General features: G+C 63.8%; 16 protein-coding genes. 13 read left to right on the top strand and 3 right to left on the bottom strand.

The genetic code is table 11. The features are described from left to right. Nucleotides 1-35: 35 nt before the first annotated feature. Nucleotides 36-1937: a 5-oxoprolinase subunit B/C family protein gene (locus EV686_RS05940; RefSeq protein ID WP_165972517.1), complete on the bottom strand. Its 1902-nt coding sequence runs from the start codon at nucleotides 1935-1937 to the stop codon at nucleotides 36-38. A 196-nt stretch (nucleotides 1938-2133) separates the two neighbouring features. Here EV686_RS05940 and proC point away from each other — a divergent pair, with 196 nt between their 5' ends. The 13 genes from proC to EV686_RS06005 all read left to right on the top strand — a co-directional run bounded on the left by proC (nucleotide 2134) and on the right by EV686_RS06005 (nucleotide 15560). Further along, nucleotides 2134-2967 (top strand): pyrroline-5-carboxylate reductase, encoded by an 834-nt coding sequence (proC, locus tag EV686_RS05945; protein WP_132474492.1) that lies wholly within the window; start codon nucleotides 2134-2136, stop codon nucleotides 2965-2967. Nucleotides 2968-3193: 226 nt separating this feature from the next. After that, complete coding sequence (locus tag EV686_RS05950) at nucleotides 3194-4309, top strand: high-affinity branched-chain amino acid ABC transporter substrate-binding protein (RefSeq protein ID WP_132474494.1); 1116 nt, start codon at nucleotides 3194-3196, stop codon at nucleotides 4307-4309. Nucleotides 4310-4470: 161 nt separating this feature from the next. Further along, nucleotides 4471-5397, top strand: a complete 927-nt coding sequence (gene livH, locus EV686_RS05955; RefSeq protein WP_132474496.1) for a high-affinity branched-chain amino acid ABC transporter permease LivH — start codon at nucleotides 4471-4473, stop codon at nucleotides 5395-5397. Then, nucleotides 5397-6623 carry a high-affinity branched-chain amino acid ABC transporter permease LivM gene (locus tag EV686_RS05960; protein WP_132474498.1) on the top strand — a complete coding sequence of 409 codons (1227 nt, stop codon included), beginning with the start codon at nucleotides 5397-5399 and terminating at the stop codon, nucleotides 6621-6623. The genes livH and EV686_RS05960 overlap by 1 nt, the downstream gene beginning before the upstream one ends. Beyond that, a complete protein-coding gene (gene livG / locus EV686_RS05965) occupies nucleotides 6620-7387 on the top strand; it encodes a high-affinity branched-chain amino acid ABC transporter ATP-binding protein LivG (RefSeq protein WP_132474500.1) in 768 nt (255 codons plus the stop codon). Before EV686_RS05960 ends, livG begins: the two co-directional genes overlap by 4 nt. After that, a complete protein-coding gene (locus tag EV686_RS05970) occupies nucleotides 7388-8089 on the top strand; it encodes an ABC transporter ATP-binding protein (protein ID WP_132474502.1) in 702 nt (233 codons plus the stop codon). A gap of 61 nt (nucleotides 8090-8150) precedes the next feature. Next, entirely contained in the window at nucleotides 8151-9131 is a 981-nt protein-coding gene (locus tag EV686_RS05975) for a D-2-hydroxyacid dehydrogenase (RefSeq protein WP_132474504.1), read from the top strand. A gap of 37 nt (nucleotides 9132-9168) precedes the next feature. Next, complete coding sequence (locus tag EV686_RS05980) at nucleotides 9169-10317, top strand: glycerate kinase (protein WP_132474506.1); 1149 nt, start codon at nucleotides 9169-9171, stop codon at nucleotides 10315-10317. Between the two features lie 27 nt (nucleotides 10318-10344). Continuing rightward, a complete protein-coding gene (locus EV686_RS05985) occupies nucleotides 10345-11124 on the top strand; it encodes an SDR family oxidoreductase (RefSeq protein WP_424451237.1) in 780 nt (259 codons plus the stop codon). A gap of 97 nt (nucleotides 11125-11221) precedes the next feature. After that, the gene (locus tag EV686_RS05990) at nucleotides 11222-11491 is read left to right on the top strand and encodes a DUF2249 domain-containing protein (RefSeq protein ID WP_132474510.1); all 270 of its coding nucleotides are present in this window, start codon (nucleotides 11222-11224) and stop codon (nucleotides 11489-11491) included. Between the two features lie 80 nt (nucleotides 11492-11571). Next, nucleotides 11572-12624 carry a type I glyceraldehyde-3-phosphate dehydrogenase gene (locus tag EV686_RS05995; protein ID WP_132474512.1) on the top strand — a complete coding sequence of 351 codons (1053 nt, stop codon included), beginning with the start codon at nucleotides 11572-11574 and terminating at the stop codon, nucleotides 12622-12624. A gap of 119 nt (nucleotides 12625-12743) precedes the next feature. Beyond that, on the top strand, nucleotides 12744-14138 hold the full coding sequence (gene fumC / locus EV686_RS06000) for a class II fumarate hydratase (RefSeq protein ID WP_132474514.1): 1395 nt from the start codon (nucleotides 12744-12746) through the stop codon (nucleotides 14136-14138). Nucleotides 14139-14354: 216 nt separating this feature from the next. Beyond that, entirely contained in the window at nucleotides 14355-15560 is a 1206-nt protein-coding gene (locus EV686_RS06005) for a PQQ-dependent sugar dehydrogenase (RefSeq protein WP_132474516.1), read from the top strand. 88 nt (nucleotides 15561-15648) lie between these two features. Here EV686_RS06005 and EV686_RS06010 read toward each other — a convergent pair whose 3' ends face one another. Both EV686_RS06010 and EV686_RS06015 read right to left on the bottom strand, forming a co-directional pair. Further along, nucleotides 15649-16074 (bottom strand): universal stress protein, encoded by a 426-nt coding sequence (locus tag EV686_RS06010; protein ID WP_132474518.1) that lies wholly within the window; start codon nucleotides 16072-16074, stop codon nucleotides 15649-15651. Nucleotides 16075-16240: 166 nt separating this feature from the next. After that, nucleotides 16241-17302, bottom strand: a complete 1062-nt coding sequence (locus tag EV686_RS06015) for an AbrB family transcriptional regulator (protein ID WP_132474520.1) — start codon at nucleotides 17300-17302, stop codon at nucleotides 16241-16243. Nucleotides 17303-17449: the final 147 nt, after the last annotated feature.

Genomic DNA, 17449 nt, shown 5'->3' on the forward strand with positions numbered 1-17449 from the left:
GAGGCTCCTTTTAGCGGTAACAGGCCCTAAGCCTGTCATTCATTCGAAGAAGAAATAATGATGCCGCTGGCCAGGTTGGCCCTGCGCAGCCGGGATTCGTCCGGAGCGCCCGCCACGGCGAGGCGCTCGATGGCATCCAGCCTGCGACGGAATGCGGCGGCGGCTTCATGTTGGACCCGTCGGGCTTCCTGCATGCCGATCTCGACGAAGCGGATGCGATCCCCGGGAACGAGCCGGCCCAGCAGCGGCATGTCCGCGCGGATGACGACGCAAGGCTTGGTGTAGCCGCCCGTGGTCTGCGCATCGGAAAGCAGGATGATGGGCATGCCGTCCGCGGGCACCTGTATGGCGCCGGGCACGATGCCGTCGCTGGGAATGTCGGCGCCGAGCTCACCGTGCTCGAGCGCGGGCCCGTGCAGGCGCAGGCCCATGCGGTCCGCCTGCGGGGATACGGTATAGACGGTGGAGTAGAACTGTTCCAGCGCCTGCGGCGTAAAGTGATCGCGCTGCGGGCCGGCGATCACGCGCAGCTCGACGGGCGCTGCGTCGTCCGCCGGCTCCCGGGCCGGATCCGGCCCTAGCAGGAGGTCGCAGCCCTGTTCGCTGGCCGGCAGGCTTCCGGTTTCCAGCCGGTCGCCCGTCTGCAGCGTGCGCCCCTCCAGGCCGCCCAGGCGGGAGCGCAGATAAGTGGAGCGGCTGCCCAGGACCGGATCGAGCTGGATGCCGCCGCTGAAAGCCAGATAGGCAGGGCGGGGCGAATGGCAGACGACGCTGGCGACATCCCCCGGCTTCAGGACGGTTCCGCGCCCTGAGGGAATCTCCAGGGATTCGCCGCTAGCCCGGGAAACCTTGAGCAGTGCGTCTCCGGCCAGACCGCAGCGCACGGCGGGGCCTGCGACGCGGAACCGGGGGCCGCCGCCCAGGAGCTCCAGCGCGGCCGAGCCTTCCGGCGCGCCGGCAAGCGCATTGGCGATCCGGAAGGTTTCGGGATCGTGCGCGCCGGCCAGGGGAACGCCCAGATAGCGCCAGCCGCTGCGTCCTTCATCCTGCACGGAGACGCCCCATGCGCCATCCAGGATTTCCAGGCATGAGCGGGACTCTGCGACGGCGGCCGGCGCACATCCTTCGCTGTCCAGGCTGAAGCGCGCGGATGGCGTCTGCGCCTGCGTCTGTGCGTCGGCCAGCAGGCTTTCCGGCTGCCAGTCGGCAGCGGCGCAGGCTTGCTCGAGTTCCAGGTATTCGTCCACGGAGATGGGGCGCCAGCGCACCGAGTCTCCCGGAGCGAGCAGGGCGGGCCGGCTCTTCCAGTTCAGGCTGAACAGGGGGACGGGTGTACGTCCCAGCAGGTGCCAGCCGGCGGGGCATTGCCAGGGATAGATCACGCACTGGGTCCCGGCGACGGCAATGGAGCGCTCCGGCACGGAAGTGCGCGGCGTCTTGCGGCGAGGCTGCTGCATTTCCGCCGGTATGCCGTCCAGGTAGGGAAGCCCCGGCATGAAGCCGAGCATGCCCACGGTAAGCATGGATTCCTGCATTCGCTCGATGATGTGCTCGGGGCTCAGGGAGCAGGCTTCGGCAAGAGAGTGGAGATCGGGCGCATAGTTTTCGTCGAAGCAGGCGGGAATCTCCCATGTCCTGCCTGGAGGCAACTGGTCTTCCGCCTGCCCCGCCAGATCCAGCAGGGCCGCGTCCAGGCCCGAGAGCGTCTCCTGGCGAGGATCCGCATGCACTGTGACGGATGTGAAGGCGGGCGTCCATTCCAAAATGCCGGTCAAGACGCCTGTGCCCGCATGACGGGCCAGCAGGGAGCAAAAAGAGAGGGCGCGTGCATTGGCCTGCCGCGTGATGGCGCGACCGAAGTAGATGGTCCAGGCCCCATCGCCCAGCGCCTGGATCCAGGGAGCCATCGAATTTATATTGCCGGGGGAGTGTGTCATTGATAAGCAGGTTCTTTCCGTCCCGGCGGCTGGCCGGGCCCGGATCCCGCCATGAGCGGGATGGTTTCGCCAAATAAGGAAGTCAGGGATTATTATGTCATGTCTTTGCCTGCCATTTCGCCCCTGCGATACGGGCCGGCCACGGGCGCACCATTCCGGATCCCCACCCTCCCTGGAACTCTTCGCAATAGTAATCATGAATACTTCCGCACAACAAGCATTGACACTGGCATTCATCGGCGGCGGCAATATGGCAACCGCCCTGGCTTCGGGCCTGATCGGCAAGCGCTGCGGCGCGCACGACGTCCTTGTCATCGATCCGCACGAGGATACGCGCCGGCGCTGGGAGCAGCAGGGCACGCAGAGCGCGGCCCAGGCCGGCGAGCAGCTCGCCGGGCAGCGCATCTGGGTATTTGCCGTCAAGCCCCAGGTCATGAAGGACGTCGTCGCCGCCTGCAGGCCGTTCCTGACGCCGGATACCCTGATCGTCAGCGTGGCGGCGGGCATACCGGGCAGCGCAATTTCCGGCTGGCTGGGCGGCCATAAGCGCATTGTGCGCTGCATGCCGAATACACCTGCGCTCATCGGCGCGGGCGCCAGCGGCCTGTTCGCGCTCGACGATGTTTCTGACGAGGACCGCGGCGTGGTGCAGCAACTGCTCAAGGCGACGGGAGAAATCACCTGGGTCGACTCGGACGAGCAAATCGACGCCGTCACCGGACTTTCCGGCAGCGGCCCCGCCTATGTGTTCTATTTCCTGGAGGCGCTGATCGACGGCGGCATCGCCATGGGTCTGTCGCCGGAGAAATCCCGCATGCTCGCCCTGGCGACGCTGCGCGGCGCGACGGAGCTCGCAGCAATGTCTCCCGAGCCCCCGTCCGTGCTCCGCGACCGCGTCACCTCCAAGGGCGGCACGACCGCCGCCGCGCTGGGCGTGCTGGAGACGGGCAAGGTGGCTGCCACCGTCAAGCAGGCCATGGAGGCGGCCCGTGTCCGCGCGGGAGAGCTGGCAGGCGAATTCGCCAGGTAATGCGCCCTGATGCGGGGCGCGGCGCACCCCGGAGACGGCCCCGCCCGCACAAAAGCGGGGCGCGGCGCCGCCTCGGTAGTTATCCGTAGTGACAAGACACCGCTGCGGTGGGCAGAATACGTTCGCCGCTACAAGCGGAGCCTTTCATTACACAGCTTGCCGCAACAAACAGAAACGGGCGCCACAAGCCTCTCGTTGCGACCTGCGCCACAGGAGATGTATCTGCATGAAACTGATCAAAAAAGCCCCAAGCCTGGTATTGGCGTTCAGTGCAGTCGCTATGTCCGCCAGCGTCATGGCGGCCGATCCCATCAAGATCGGTATTCCGCAACCCATGACTGGTCCGGCCACGCAATACGGCGACCAGATCCAGGCCGGCGCGCTGACTGCCATCGATGCCATCAACGCCGCAGGCGGCGTCAAGGGGCGCAAGCTCGAACCGCTGCTCATCGATGACGGCTGCGAGCCGAAGCAGGCGGTTCCCGCGGCCAACCGGGTCGTGAACTCCGGCGCCAAGTTCGCCGTAGCGCATGCCTGCTCGGGTACGACGGTTCCCGCCGTCAACGTGTATGAGCAAGAGGGCATTGTCGCGATCACCCCGGGCGCGACCTCTCCGCTGGTGACCGACACCATCAAGCCGCATTTCTTCTTTCGCACCATCGGACGCGACGACCAGCAAGGTCCGTTCGCGGCCAAGTACATCGCCGACACGCTCAAGCCCAAGAACGTCGCCGTGCTGCACGACAAACAGACCTACGGCTCCGGCGTGGCTTCGCAGGTGCGCGACAGCCTGCAGCAGGCGGGCGTCAAGATTGGGCTGTACGAGGGCATCAACGTCGGCGACAGCGACTATTCCGCCGTCATCACCAAGCTGAAGGGTTCGGGCGCGGATCTGGTCTATTTCGGCGGCTACCACGCCGAACTCGGCCTGCTGCTGCGCCAGGCGCGCGAACAGGGCCTGACCACCCAGTTCATGGGGCCTGAAGGCGTCGCCAACCAGGATCTTGTGGCCATTGCCGGCCCGGCTGTAAGCGGCCTGCTGGTTACGCTGCCGACCGACTTCACCAAGATGGAAAGCAATGCCAAGGTCATGGAGCACTTCAAGACCTACAAGCGCAGCCCGAACGGCGCATTCACGTTCCCGGCCTACGCCGCGGTGCAGATCATCGCCCAGACCATCGACGCAGTCGGCGAAGACCCGACGAAGGGCGCGGACTACATCCACGCAACCACGTTCGACACGGCCATCGGCAAGGTCGAGTACGACGAGAAGGGCGACCTGAAGGAATTCGAGTTCGCCGTCTTCAAATGGGATGAAAAAGGCAATCTGGAATTGCTGTAAGCTTTCCATGATCGCCGGGCTCCAGCCTTGTTCCAGGCTGGGGCCTATTCCTTCTCATGCTATGGCTTCGCCCTGGATCAGACCAGGCGGCACGGCAAATAACATAAAATGCACGCCGTTTTCCGCAAGCCCCGGGTCGCAACGTTACCGGAACTACTCTTATGTCTGAATTACTTCCCCAATTGGTGCAGCAGCTGTTCAACGGCCTGTCACTGGGCGCCATCTATGCCCTGATCGCCATTGGCTACACCATGGTCTACGGCATCATCGGCATGATCAACTTCGCCCACGGCGAGATCTACATGATCGGCGCCTATGTCGGCCTGGTCACGCTTTCAGCCATCGGCGTCGGCAGCGGCCTGCCCGTCGCCGTTGTCATCCTCCTGATGCTGCTGGTGGCCGTGCTGGTCACGGGCGTCTACGGCTATGCCATCGAAAAAGTCGCCTATGCGCCGCTGCGCGGAGGCCCGCGCCTGGTGCCGCTGATCTCTGCCATCGGCATGTCGATCTTCCTGCAGAACTGGGTTGCCATCGGGCAGGGCGCCCGCGACATGGCCGTTCCCGCGCTGGTCTCCGGCTCGTTCCAGTTCAGCCTGGGTTCGGACTTCGTCGTCACGGCTCCGTATTCGCGCATCATGATCATCGTCGTGGCCGTCATCCTGATGGCCGCATTGACGCTGTATATCAAGTACTCGCGCACCGGCCGCGCCTCGCGCGCCTGCTCCCAGGACATGCGCATGGCGAACCTGTTGGGCATCGACACCAACCGGATCATTTCCTATACCTTCATCATCGGCGCCATGCTGGCGGCCGTGGGCGGCGTGCTGATTGCGCTGGCCATTGGCAAGCTGAATCCCTTCATTGGCTTCATCGCCGGGATCAAGGCGTTTACCGCGGCCGTGCTGGGCGGCATCGGCAGTATTCCCGGCGCCATGCTGGGCGGCGTGCTGCTGGGGTTGGCCGAGACATTCGCCGCCGCTTATATCTCCTCCCAATACAAGGATATCGTGGCGTTCAGCCTGCTGGTGCTGATCCTGTTGTTCCGTCCTACCGGACTTCTTGGCAAACCCGAAGTGGAAAAAGTCTAATGGACAAAGCATTCAAAAACGCATTCATCGCGGCGCTGATGACGGGCGTTATCATTGCGCCCATTTTCGGCTTCCAGATCCTGCGCTCCGGCATGCAGACGCATCTCCAGGCCGACTGGAAGATGATCCTGGGCGGCATGGCCGTCGTGTTCGTCTTCCAGATGGTGAGGCCGCTGCTGCGCAAGGCCATGGGTGGAAAGCAGCGAGCCTTCTCGCTGCCGCCGCTGTCGGAGACCGCGCGCAAGGGCATCATTCTCGTGCTGATCGCCATCGCGCTGGTATGGCCGTTCTTCACGGGCAGGGCGCAGGTCGATATCGCCACGCTGGTGCTGATCTACGTCATGCTGGGCCTGGGCCTGAACATCGTGGTGGGCTTCGCCGGGCTGCTGGACCTCGGCTTCGTGGGTTTCTACGCCGTGGGCGCCTATACCTATGCGCTGCTGTATCACTGGGCCGGCTGGGGCTTCTGGCAGGCATTGCCGCTGGCCGGCGGCTGCGCGGCGCTGTTCGGCTATCTGCTGGGCTTTCCCGTCCTGCGGCTGCGCGGCGACTATCTCGCCATCGTCACGCTCGGTTTCGGGGAAATCATCCGCCTGCTGCTGATCAATCTCTACTCGTTCACCGGCGGTCCCGACGGCATCTCCGGCATTCCCAAGCCGACCGTATTCGGCTATCCCATGGCAAGGCGCGCGCCCGAAGGGCAGACCACGTTCCATGAGCTGGTGGGGTGGACGTTCTCCAACCAGGACGTCATTGTTTATCTTTACCTGATGGCGCTGTGCCTGGCGCTGATCACATTGTTCGTTTCCAATCGCCTGGTCCGCATGCCGGTGGGCCGCGCATGGGAAGCCCTGCGCGAAGACGAGATCGCCTGCCGTTCGCTAGGCCTGAACCCCACCAACATCAAGCTGTCGGCTTTCACCATCGGCGCCATGTTCGCCGGCTTCGGCGGGGCTTTCTTCGCCGCCCGCCAGGGCCTGGTCAATCCCGAGTCCTTCACCTTCATCGAGTCCGCGCTGATCCTGGCCATCGTGGTGCTGGGCGGCATGGGCTCGCAGGTGGGCGTCATCCTGGCCGCTGTCCTGTTGACGGTCGTGCCCGAAATCGCGCGCGAATTCGCCGAATACCGAATGCTGATTTTCGGCCTTGTCATGGTGTTGATGATGATGTGGCGGCCCCAGGGGCTGCTGCCGGTGAAACGCCCGCATGTGGAGCTTGCATCATGAGCGACGTACTACTGAGCGTTTCCGACCTGACCATGCGCTTCGGCGGTCTGCTGGCTGTCTCCAAGGTCGCCTTCGACGTGCGCCGCGACGAGGTTTTCGCCATCATCGGCCCCAACGGCGCGGGCAAGACCACGGTATTCAACTGCGTGGGCGGCTTCTACAAGCCGACGAGCGGCAACATCCACATGGACGGCAAGCCCATCCATGGCCTCTCCAGCCACAAGGTGGCGCGCCACGGGCTGGTGCGCACGTTCCAGAACGTCCGGCTGTTCAAGAAACTGACCGTGCTGGAAAACCTGCTGGTCGCCCAGCATGCGCACATCAACACCAATTTGCTGCATGGGCTGCTGAAGACCCCGTCCTATCGGCGGTCCGAGGCGCAGGCTCTGGCGAATGCCGTGCAATGGCTGGAGTTCATGGGCCTGCGCGACTATGCTAACCGCGAAGCGGGCAATCTGGCCTACGGGCACCAGCGCCGGCTGGAAATCGCGCGCTGCATGATCACCTCTCCGCGACTGCTGATGCTGGACGAACCCGCCGCCGGCCTGAATCCCCAGGAAAAACGGGATCTCAGCGCGCTGATCGACAGGCTGCGCAAGGAGTTCGGCGTTGCGGTGCTGCTGATCGAACACGACATGAGCCTCGTCATGGGCATCTCCGACCGCATCATGGTCATGGAACACGGTCAGCCCATTACAACAGGGCTGCCCAACGATGTGCGCACGGATCCGCGCGTCATCAAGGCCTATCTGGGGGAAGAATAAGTGCTGAAGCTACAGAACGTGCACACGCATTACGGCGCCATCCAGGCGCTCAACGATGTGTCGGTGGAAGTCAACAAGGGCGAAATCGTCACCCTGATCGGCGCGAACGGAGCGGGCAAGACGACGCTGCTGATGACTGTGTGCGGCTCGCCCAGGGCGAGCTCGGGCGCCATCACCTTCGAAGGCCACGACATCACCAAGGAAGACACGCATACCATCATGCGCCGCGGGATCGGCATTTCGCCCGAAGGGCGGCGCGTCTTTCCCGACCTGACCGTGCTGGAAAACCTGCACATGGGCGGATTCTTCCTCGGCAAGCAGGAGATCGAGGCAAGCATCGAGCATGTCTATCATCTCTTTCCTCGCCTGAAGGAGCGCAGCAACCAGCGGGCGGGCACCATGTCGGGCGGAGAGCAGCAGATGCTGGCCATCGGCAGGGCGTTGATGACACGTCCGCGCCTGCTGCTGCTCGACGAGCCCACGCTGGGCCTGGCGCCGCTGATCATCGCCCAGATATTCGACATCATCCGCACGATCCGGGACGAGGGGATGACTGTGTTTCTGGTCGAGCAGAACGCCAACAAGGCCTTGCAGATCGCCGACCGGGGCTACGTGCTGGAAACGGGCAAGGTGGTGCTTGCGGACACGGGAGCAAACCTGCTCATCAATGACGACGTGCGCAAGGCCTATCTGGGCGCCTGAGTCCGCGCAGGGGTGTTACCATTGCCAGGCCCTACAGCAATAACAGCAAAGAGACAACGCTATGACGCAACAGAAGCTGAACGTCGTATTCCTGGATCGCGACACCCTTGCCCCGCACACGCACCTGCGCCCATTCGCATTTCCGCATGAGCTGACCATCCACGATCGCACAAGCCCCGAACTGGTGGCCGAGCGCATCCGCGACGCCGACATCGTCATCACCAACAAGGCTCCGGTGCGCGAAGACGCAATCGCCGGGGCGAAACGCCTGCGCCTGATCGCCGTGGCCGCAACGGGTACGGATGTCATCGACCTCAAGGCGGCGGCCGACAAGGACGTCGTGGTGTCCAATATCCGTGGCTATGCCGTCAACACGGTGCCTGAACATACGTTCGCGCTGATCTTCGCCCTGCGGCGCAGCATCATGGCCTATCACGCATCGGTGAAGGCGGGGCGCTGGCAGGAAGCCAGGCAGTTCTGCTACTTCGACTATCCGATCCGGGATCTGGCGGGCTCCGTCATCGGCATCATCGGCGAAGGCGCGCTGGGCCAGTCGGTCGCGGCCATCGCCCGAGGCCTTGGCATGAAAGTCCTGTTTGCCGCGCGCAAGAACGGGCCCAGGCAAGGCAGCCTCTATACACCGTTCGAAACCGTGATGGAGCAAAGCGACATCATCAGCCTGCATTGTCCGCTGAAGCCGGAAACCCGCAACATCATCGATGCGCCGGAATTCGCCCTGATGAAGCGCAAGCCGCTGCTCATCAACACTTCGCGCGGCGGTCTCGTCAATGAAGAGGCCCTGGCAAAGGCGCTGCGTGGCGGGCAGATTGCCGGCGCCGGCTTCGATGTGGTCACGGCAGAACCTCCCGCGCCGGATCATGTATTCATGTCCCTGCTTGACCTTCCCAACTTCATCCTGACGCCGCACGTGGCCTGGGCCAGCGACGAGGCCATGCAGGGCCTGGCTGACCAATTGGTCGACAATGTGGAAGCCTTCATCGAAGGCGCGCCGCGCAACGTGGTGCCCGCGCCGGCGCGCTGAGCTTCCATTCATCCATACACATAGGTAGTCCTGTTTCATGCGTGTCGTCATTGCACCCGATTCCTTCAAGGAAAGCCTGAGCGCATCCGGTGTGGCCCAGGCCATTGCCGAGGGCATCAAGGCTGCTTGCCCGGAGGCGGAAACCATCTGCATCCCCATGGCCGATGGCGGCGAAGGCTCGCTGGACGCCGTACTGGCGGCAACGGGCGGAGAGCGCCGCGCAGCCAGGGTCCGCAACGCCAACGGCCAGGAGGTGGATGCCGCCTGGGGCTGGCTGGGCAACGGACGCGCCTTCGTCGAAATGGCCACGGCCGCCGGACTCGAGCAGATCGCGCCGAAGGACAGGCGGGTGCTCGATGCCAGCAGTTTCGGCGTGGGGCAATTGATCGCGGAAGCACTGCGGGCGGGCGCCACGCACATCATCATGGGGCTTGGTGGCAGCGCGAGCAACGATGCCGGCGCAGGCCTGATCCAGGCGCTGGGCGTACGCCTCCTGGATGCCGAAGGGCGAGACCTGGCGTCCGGCGGGGCGGCGCTGGCCGGACTGCATCGCATCGATACGTCGGGCGTCGATCCGCGCCTTGCGCAAGCGCGTTTCGAACTGGCTGTGGATGTGGACAATCCGCTTTGCGGCGAACGCGGCGCATCCGCCATTTTCGGCCCGCAGAAGGGCGCTTCGGCAGCCGACGTGGCGCAGCTGGATGCAGCGCTCGCGCATTTCGCCGATATCCTGCAGGCGCACACGGGCCTGGATTTCCGGGACATGCCCGGCATGGGCGCCGCCGGCGGCATCGGCCTGCCGATGAAAGCCCTGTTCGACGCTACGTTCCAGCCAGGCATCGAACTGGTGGCAGCCCTGTCCGGACTGGACGAGGTGCTGGATGGCGCGGACCTCGTCATCACCGGGGAAGGGCGCATGGACCGGCAGACGTTGCTCGGCAAGACGCCGGCCGGCGTCGCCCGCCATGCAGCGGCAAAGCGCATTCCCGTCATCGCCATCGCCGGCTCGCTGGGCGACGGCTACGAAGCCTTGTACGAGGCGGGCATCACCGCCTCCTTCAGCATCGCACCCGGACCGGTCGCGCTGGAGGACGCATGCCGCAATGCGGCGCAGTACCTGCGCCAGCGCAGCCGCGCCGTCATGCAGGTCTGGATGGCGGCGCAGTCCATCGGAAAATCCGCCTGAGCCATGCAGGAAAGCCATATGCCCGCCATGCCGTGCGCCGCTCCGGATTTCTCGCTGCGGGACAAGCTGGCGTTGATCACAGGATCGACGCAAGGGCTGGGCTTCGCCATCGCCTGCGCCTATGCCGCCAGCGGCGCGCGTGTCATTCTCAATGGCCGCAACCTCGAACGCCTGGAGCTGGCTGCGCGACGCCTGACCGAGCGCACGGGCCATGTTCCCCATGCGTGGCAGGCCGATGTCTCCGACATCGACAGGCAGGAACAGGCGTATGCCGCCCTGTGCGCGGATGCGGGCGTGCCGGACATCCTGGTCAACAATGTGGGAGTCAGGCTGCGCAGCTCGATGCAGGACAGTACGACGCGGGAGATCGCGGCGCACCTGCATACCAATCTGACCTCTTGCGTGACATTGTCGCGGCAGGCCGCGGGCGCGATGCTGGCTGCCGGCAGCCAGGGGCGCATCGTCACCATGACATCGATCGCCGGCATGCTGGCGCGGGCGGGAGACGCCGTCTATCCCATCGCCAAGCAGGGGCTGGCAGGCATGGTCAGGTCGCTGGCCGTGGAATACGGCCGGCACGGCATCACGAGCAACGGAATCGCGCCGGGCACGTTCGCCACGGAATCCAATGCGGCGCTGGCCGCCGATCCCGTCAAGGGCCGGCATGTGGTGGGGCGCAATCCCCTGGAGCGCTGGGCGAGGCCGGACGAGATCGCCGGCGCGGCAGTGTTCCTGGCATCTCCGGCGGCAAGCTATGTCAACGGCCATATCCTGGTCGTGGACGGCGGTTTCTCCATTACGTTCTGAGTCCTTCAGTAACCCTGATCCGCATAGGGTTCACCGCGGCTGCGGCGGTACGCCTGCCTACAATGATGGTTCACCCACCATTGCAAGGAGTTCCGCCATGACCACGAACCACGGCACGCCAGACGAAAGCCTGCCGCAGGCCACTTATCCCTTCGATGCGCGCGGCGTGGCCAAGCGTTTCCGGCATGCGGCCATCTTCGGCGCGCTTTCCTCACTACAGCCCGGGGAAACCATGCGGTTCTGCAATGACCACGACCCTTTGCCGCTATTGCGCCAGATCGACGATTTCTATGGCGAACAGCTCGGCATCCAGTATGTATCCCGCGAGCCGGGCCAGATCGTCATCGATTTTTCCGTACGCTACTGAGGCGGCGCGGGCAGGCCACGTCGGGCGGTATCCGTAGTAAAGTACCGGATTGGGAATAACAGCCGTCTGTCGAGCACTTCATGAATTTTCCGGTCCGTCTGGCCATCAATGGCTATGGCCGCATAGGCCGTTGCGTGCTGCGCGCCCTCCAGGAATCCGGCCGCGGCGACTATTATCAGGTGGTTCTGGTCAATGAACCCTCGGACCTGGACAGCATGGCCTACCTGACCCGCTTCGATTCCACTCATGGCATTTTCCCAGGCGATGTTTCCGCCGAGGACGGCCATCTGCGCATCAACGGACAGAAAATCCGCGTCACCCATGCCGACAGTCCGGAAGCGGTGGACTGGCGGGCAGAGGGCGTCGATTATCTGCTGGAATGCTCCGGCCAGTACGGCAGCCGGGAAGGGCTGATGCGCTTCGTCGGGGCCGGATGTCCCAGGGTGCTGGTATCGCAGCCCGCCAACAGCGCGCAGGACGTGGACGCGACCATCGTGCATGGCGTCAACCACGAGTCGCTGCACGGCGGCGAAACCATCGTTTCCGCGGCCTCGTGCACCACCAATGCCATTGTTCCTGTGCTCGACTTGTTGGACCGCGCCTATGGCATCAGGCACGCGCTGCTGACCACGCTGCATTCCGTCATGAACGACCAGCCGCTCATCGACGGCTACCACCACAGGGACCTGCGCCGGACGCGCTCGGCCATGCAATCCATCGTGCCGGTATCCACCGGCCTGGCGCAGGGCGTGGAGCGGCTCCTGCCCAATCTCGCCGGCAAGGTGCAGGCCAAGGCCATCCGGGTGCCCATCCACAATGTCTCGGCTATCGACATGGTGCTGAACCTGCGGGAAAACGAGGGCGCCGATGCCATCAACGCGCTGATGCGAGACGCCACTGAAATCGTGCCTGGCCTGCTGGATTATTCCGATAATCCGCACGCGTCCATCGATTTCAATCACAACCCTCATTCCGCCATCGTCGATGGCAGCCAGACGCGCACAAATGGCGACGGTTTCGCCAATCTCTTCATCTGGTTCGATAATGAATGGGGCTTCGCCAACCGCATGCTCGACGTGCTGGACTGCTGGGTGGGCAAGCGGGAGCAGGGCGGCGCCGCGGCACGCCGGTAATACTACATGAGGACGGCATGGGAATATGCCGGCCCGCAGGAAAACGTCGTATAGTGTCGGGTTTGATTACCTGTACCGAAACAAGAGAATCACCGTTTTTTACTTTAAGGAGCTCTACCATGGCCGCCAGCCGTACAGAAACCGATTCGATGGGTGCGATCGAGGTCCCTGCGGATCGCTATTGGGGTGCGCAGACACAGCGTTCCATCCAGAATTTTCCCATTGGCGTTTCGCGTTTCCAGTGGCAGCCCTCGGTCATCAGCGCGCTCGGCACTCTGAAGAAGGCGGCCGCCCAGGCCAATGCCGGACTGGGCGAACTCCCCAAGGACATCGCGGCTCTGGTCGTGCAGGCGGCTGACGAGGTCATCGAGGGCAAGCTGAACGACCACTTCCCTCTGGTAGTGTTCCAGACGGGTTCTGGCACGCAATCCAATATGAACGCCAACGAGGTTATTTCCAATCGCGCCATCGAGCTGGCCGGCGGCACCATGGGCAGCAAGGCTCCTGTGCATCCCAACGACCACGTCAACCGCGGCCAATCCTCCAATGACACGTTCCCGACCGCCATGCACATCGCCGTGGCGCAGGAACTGCATCGCCAGCTTTTTCCCGCGGTCGAGCAACTGCGCAACACGCTGGCTGCCAAGGCAGAGCAATATGCGGATATCGTCAAGACCGGCCGCACCCACCTGCAAGACGCCACGCCCATCACGCTGGGCCAGGAAATCGGCGGCTGGGTCGCGCAGATCGACTTCGGCCTGGAAAGCGTGCGCAACTCCCTGCCTGCCATCTATGACCTGGCCATCGGCGGCACGGCCGTCGGCACGGGCCTGAACGCACACCCGAAATTCGGCGATACCGCGGCGGCCCGCATTTCCGACATCACCGGCCTGCCGTTCCGTTCCGCCGCCAACAAGTTCTTCGCGCTTTCCGCGCACGACGCCCTGGTCAACACATCGGCGGCGCTGCGCACCCTGGCCGGCGCGCTGTTCAAGATGGCCAACGACGTGCGCTGGCTGGCCAGCGGCCCCCGCTGCGGCATCGGCGAGCTGATCATCCCCGACAACGAGCCGGGCTCCTCCATCATGCCCGGCAAGGTCAACCCCACCCAGTGCGAAGCCATGACCATGGTGTGCGCTCAGGTGTTCGGCAACGACGCCGCGGTGGCGTTCTCGGGCACGCAGGGCAACTTCCAGCTCAACGTCTACAAGCCCGTCATGGTGCACAATGTGCTGGAAAGCATCCAGTTGCTGGCGGATGCCAGCCGCGCCTTCAATGACGGCTGCGCCGTGGGCATCGAGCCGAACGAGGAAAAGATCGCCTCGAATCTGGAAAAGAACCTGATGCTGGTTACCGCGCTGAACCGCCACATCGGCTACGACAAGGCCGCCGCCATCGCCAAGAAGGCCCAGAAAGAGCAGACCACGCTGCGCGAGGCAGCGCTTGCCCTGGGCCACCTGACCGACGAGCAGTACGACCAGTGGATCGTGCCCATCGACATGACGCACAACTGATGCGGGAGCGGCGGGAGGGCTTGCGCCTCTCGCCTCGACGCAAACCACGTTCTGCAGCAGGCTCCGCTTGAACAGGCTGGGCCTGTTTTTTTATTGTCTGGCGGGCGGAAACGCAAGCCGGAGCCCGGCACAGTCTTCCTGCACGCATGCCGGATTCCGTTGTACAGTGGCATGGAACCCCATGCTGAAACGGCAGCTTTCCTTCAAAGAGCATTCATGACCAGAAAGCCATTCATTTCGACATCGCAGGCGCAAGCCATCCGCCTGGCGGCCGCCCTGGTCATCCTGGCGCCGTCCGCCTGGGCCCAATCGACGGGGCAGGCCCCTGGCCAGGATCCCGTGCCGGCGCCGCAAACCGGATCCGCCATCCAGGCAAGGGAAATCGTGCAGGGGCTGGAGCACCCCTGGGCCATCGCCTTTTTCCCGGGCAGCACGGACGCCTTGATCACGGAGCGGCCGGGACGCCTGCGCCTGCTGCGCAATGGAGAGCTGGCGCGGGAGCCCGTGGCGGGCACGCCGGAGGTCTTCGCCAAAGGGCAGGGTGGGCTCCTGGACGTCGCACTGTCGCCGGATTTCGTCTCGGACCGGCGCGTATACCTGGCTTATGCAGAGGCTGGCGAGGACGGCAAGGCGGGCACGGCCATAGGCTATGGCCGGCTTTCCGAGGATGGCGACCGGCTGTCCGATTTCCGGGTCATTTTCCGCCAGACGCCCAAGCTGTCCAGCGGACACCATTTCGGCGCAAGGCTGGTCTTCGACGGCAAGGGCCATCTCTACGCAACCCTGGGCGAGAACAACCAGCGCCCCACGGCGCAGGATCTGGACAAGCTGCAGGGCAAGGTGATCCGGATCGATGCCGATGGCGGCATACCGGCGGACAATCCTTTCGCCGCCGGACCTTCCCAGGGAAAAAGCGCCCTCGATGCTATTTGGTCCTACGGGCACCGCAATCCGCAAGGTGCGGCACTGAACCCATGGAACGGCGAGCTGTGGGTCAATGAGCACGGCCCCAGGGGCGGGGACGAGATCAACCGGGTCAGGCCGGGAGAAAACTACGGCTGGCCGCTGGCGACCTATGGCCGCAACTACACGGGATTCGCGATCCCTGAGGCCGAGGGCAGCCATGTCGATGGCACGGCACAGCCCGCCTATTACTGGAGCCGTTCCCCGGCGATCAGCGGAATGGTCTTCTACGACAGCGACCGTTTTCCCGCCTGGAGGCGCTCCGTGTTCATCGGCGCGTTGAAAGAGGGCGCGCTGATCCGCCTGCAACTGGACGGAGAGCGCGTCGTCAGTGAGGAATGGCTGCTGCAGGACCTCAAGGAGCGCATCCGGGACGTCAGGCAAGGATATGACGGGTACGTCTACGTGTTGACGGACTCCCCCGACGGGAAGCTGCTGCGTATCGGACTGACAAATTAAAAACAAGGGCCGCAGACACGATGTCTTGCGGCCCTTGGCTTTCGGAGCCCGCCCCGAGGGGCGAAGCCCTTCGCCGGCTGATAGCAGCTTATTTCACCAGGGTCACGGGAATGTTGACGAGGCTCAGGACCTTGGTGGCCACGGAACCCAGCAGCAGGCCCGAAACAGGGCTCAAGCCGCGTGTACCCATGATGATGTAGTCAGCCTTGTGCGCATTGGCATAGTCGACGATGGTCTGGGCGATCGGACCGATCTCGACGCTTTGCTTGCATTCCACGCCGCTGCCTTCGAGCAGGGGCTTGACTGCGTCCAGCGCTTTCTGGCCTTCTTCCTGATAATAGTCATGGATGGTCTGGGCGGATACAAAACGGCTGACATTGCCCGACAGGATAGGCGGCTGTATCGTAATGACATGCAGGGAAATATCGCTACGTCCCTTGGTCCAGTCGAGCGCTGCTTTTACGGCGTTTTGCGAGGAGACGGATCCGTCGACCGGCACGAGAATCGTTGTCATAAATGTCCTTTGAAGTGCGATTGCCCAATGGGCCTATACCATGAACCCCAGTAGGGGATTTGTAAAAAGACAGCAGTATATATGGTAAAGCATCGATGCCGTCGCATCATGATTAATATCAAATCAAGCAGTAAATTGCATCTCGATCCGGGCCGGCATCGCTTTTCTATGCGGTGACGCGCCGCTTGCGCGCCCAGGCGTGCGCGCAGCGATAGATAGGGGTGGTCAGCAGCACCACGACTATCATACGCACGACCTGCATGGCTGTGACCAGCGGCACGGCCAGGCCGAGCGCCTTGGCTGTGATGGTCATTTCCGCAATTCCGCCTGGCGCCATGCCCAGCAGCATCACCGGCAGGGACGCGCCCGACAAGCGCGCGAGTATCCAGGCGACGCCGGCGGACAACAGCAGCATGACAACGGTAAATGCGGTCACGATACCCAGCAGGCGCGGCGCAGTACGGAAGAAATCGGGGCGGTAGCGGTCGCCGAGCGACCAGCCGATCATCAATTGCCCGGCGATCAGGACACCCTGCGGCAGGGCGGAGAATACACGGATTTCCTGTGTGCTCAGCAGCAGAGTGAAGGTCATCGGCCCCAGCACCCAGGCGCTGGGCACGCGCAGCTTCCGGAACAGGAATACCGTTGCGCAACTGCCCAGAACGAACAGCGCGACGGCGCCCAGATGCGCGTCGATTTCGCTCAGCGTCGCGTAAGCGCGAGGAACCATCTGCGCACCCATCCACCACTGGAAAAAGAAGGGGACGAGCACGACGACCAGCAATACGCGCAGGCTGTGCGCCGTCGCCACGCGATCCGCCTGAGCGCCATAGCGCTCCGCCTGGGTCGTCATTTCGCTGGCGCCGCCGATTGCAGCCGCGAACCAGGCGCTCTTGGCATCCAGTCCCGCATAGCGGTGCATGACCCAGCAGCCCAGAGAGCCCAGGAACAGGGCGTGCAGGACGCCGGCAAAGATCAGCCAGGCATTGTCGATCACATGGCGTGCGACTTCCGGTGTGAAGTACAGCCCCAGGGAAATGCCGATCACCCATTGGCCGGCATTGCGCACCATGCGTGGACAGAAGCTGCGCAAGCCGGACATCCTCGTGGCCGCCGTTGCCAGCAGCGGACCGAGCAGCCAGGGCAGGGGAAAGGACAGCAGCTTTGCAATTCCCGCACCAGCCAGGGCGATGGCCAGACCGAGCAGGAAGCGCCGAACGATATTCATGCTTCGATATTCCACATTCGCAAGCCGGGATTATCGGCCATGGAGCGCCAGGACGCCAAATGACCACGTGCAAAAATGCAAAATGGCTGGGATGCCGATAGCATTCCAGCCATGCGCCGCGGGAGATTGTGTCTTCGCAGCGGATTA

Source organism: Paracandidimonas soli (assembly GCF_004342005.1).
GTDB lineage: Bacteria > Pseudomonadota > Gammaproteobacteria > Burkholderiales > Burkholderiaceae_B > Paracandidimonas > Paracandidimonas soli.

What these genes read in the sequence shown, in the direction of transcription:
- livH (WP_132474496.1), top strand. Translation starts at nt 4,471, where the DNA reads ATGTCTGAATTACTTCCCCAATTGGTGCAGCAGCTGTTCAACGGCCTG.
- livG (WP_132474500.1), top strand. Translation starts at nt 6,620, where the DNA reads ATGAGCGACGTACTACTGAGCGTTTCCGACCTGACCATGCGCTTCGGC.
- fumC (WP_132474514.1), top strand. Translation starts at nt 12,744, where the DNA reads ATGGCCGCCAGCCGTACAGAAACCGATTCGATGGGTGCGATCGAGGTC.
- EV686_RS05980 (WP_132474506.1), top strand. Translation starts at nt 9,169, where the DNA reads ATGCGTGTCGTCATTGCACCCGATTCCTTCAAGGAAAGCCTGAGCGCA.
- EV686_RS05990 (WP_132474510.1), top strand. Translation starts at nt 11,222, where the DNA reads ATGACCACGAACCACGGCACGCCAGACGAAAGCCTGCCGCAGGCCACT.
- EV686_RS05995 (WP_132474512.1), top strand. Translation starts at nt 11,572, where the DNA reads ATGAATTTTCCGGTCCGTCTGGCCATCAATGGCTATGGCCGCATAGGC.
- EV686_RS05985 (WP_424451237.1), top strand. Translation starts at nt 10,345, where the DNA reads ATGCCGTGCGCCGCTCCGGATTTCTCGCTGCGGGACAAGCTGGCGTTG.
- EV686_RS05960 (WP_132474498.1), top strand. Translation starts at nt 5,397, where the DNA reads ATGGACAAAGCATTCAAAAACGCATTCATCGCGGCGCTGATGACGGGC.
- proC (WP_132474492.1), top strand. Translation starts at nt 2,134, where the DNA reads ATGAATACTTCCGCACAACAAGCATTGACACTGGCATTCATCGGCGGC.
- EV686_RS06010 (WP_132474518.1), bottom strand. Translation starts at nt 16,074, where the DNA reads ATGACAACGATTCTCGTGCCGGTCGACGGATCCGTCTCCTCGCAAAAC.
- EV686_RS06005 (WP_132474516.1), top strand. Translation starts at nt 14,355, where the DNA reads ATGACCAGAAAGCCATTCATTTCGACATCGCAGGCGCAAGCCATCCGC.
- EV686_RS05940 (WP_165972517.1), bottom strand. Translation starts at nt 1,937, where the DNA reads ATGACACACTCCCCCGGCAATATAAATTCGATGGCTCCCTGGATCCAG.
- EV686_RS05975 (WP_132474504.1), top strand. Translation starts at nt 8,151, where the DNA reads ATGACGCAACAGAAGCTGAACGTCGTATTCCTGGATCGCGACACCCTT.
- EV686_RS05950 (WP_132474494.1), top strand. Translation starts at nt 3,194, where the DNA reads ATGAAACTGATCAAAAAAGCCCCAAGCCTGGTATTGGCGTTCAGTGCA.
- EV686_RS06015 (WP_132474520.1), bottom strand. Translation starts at nt 17,302, where the DNA reads ATGAATATCGTTCGGCGCTTCCTGCTCGGTCTGGCCATCGCCCTGGCT.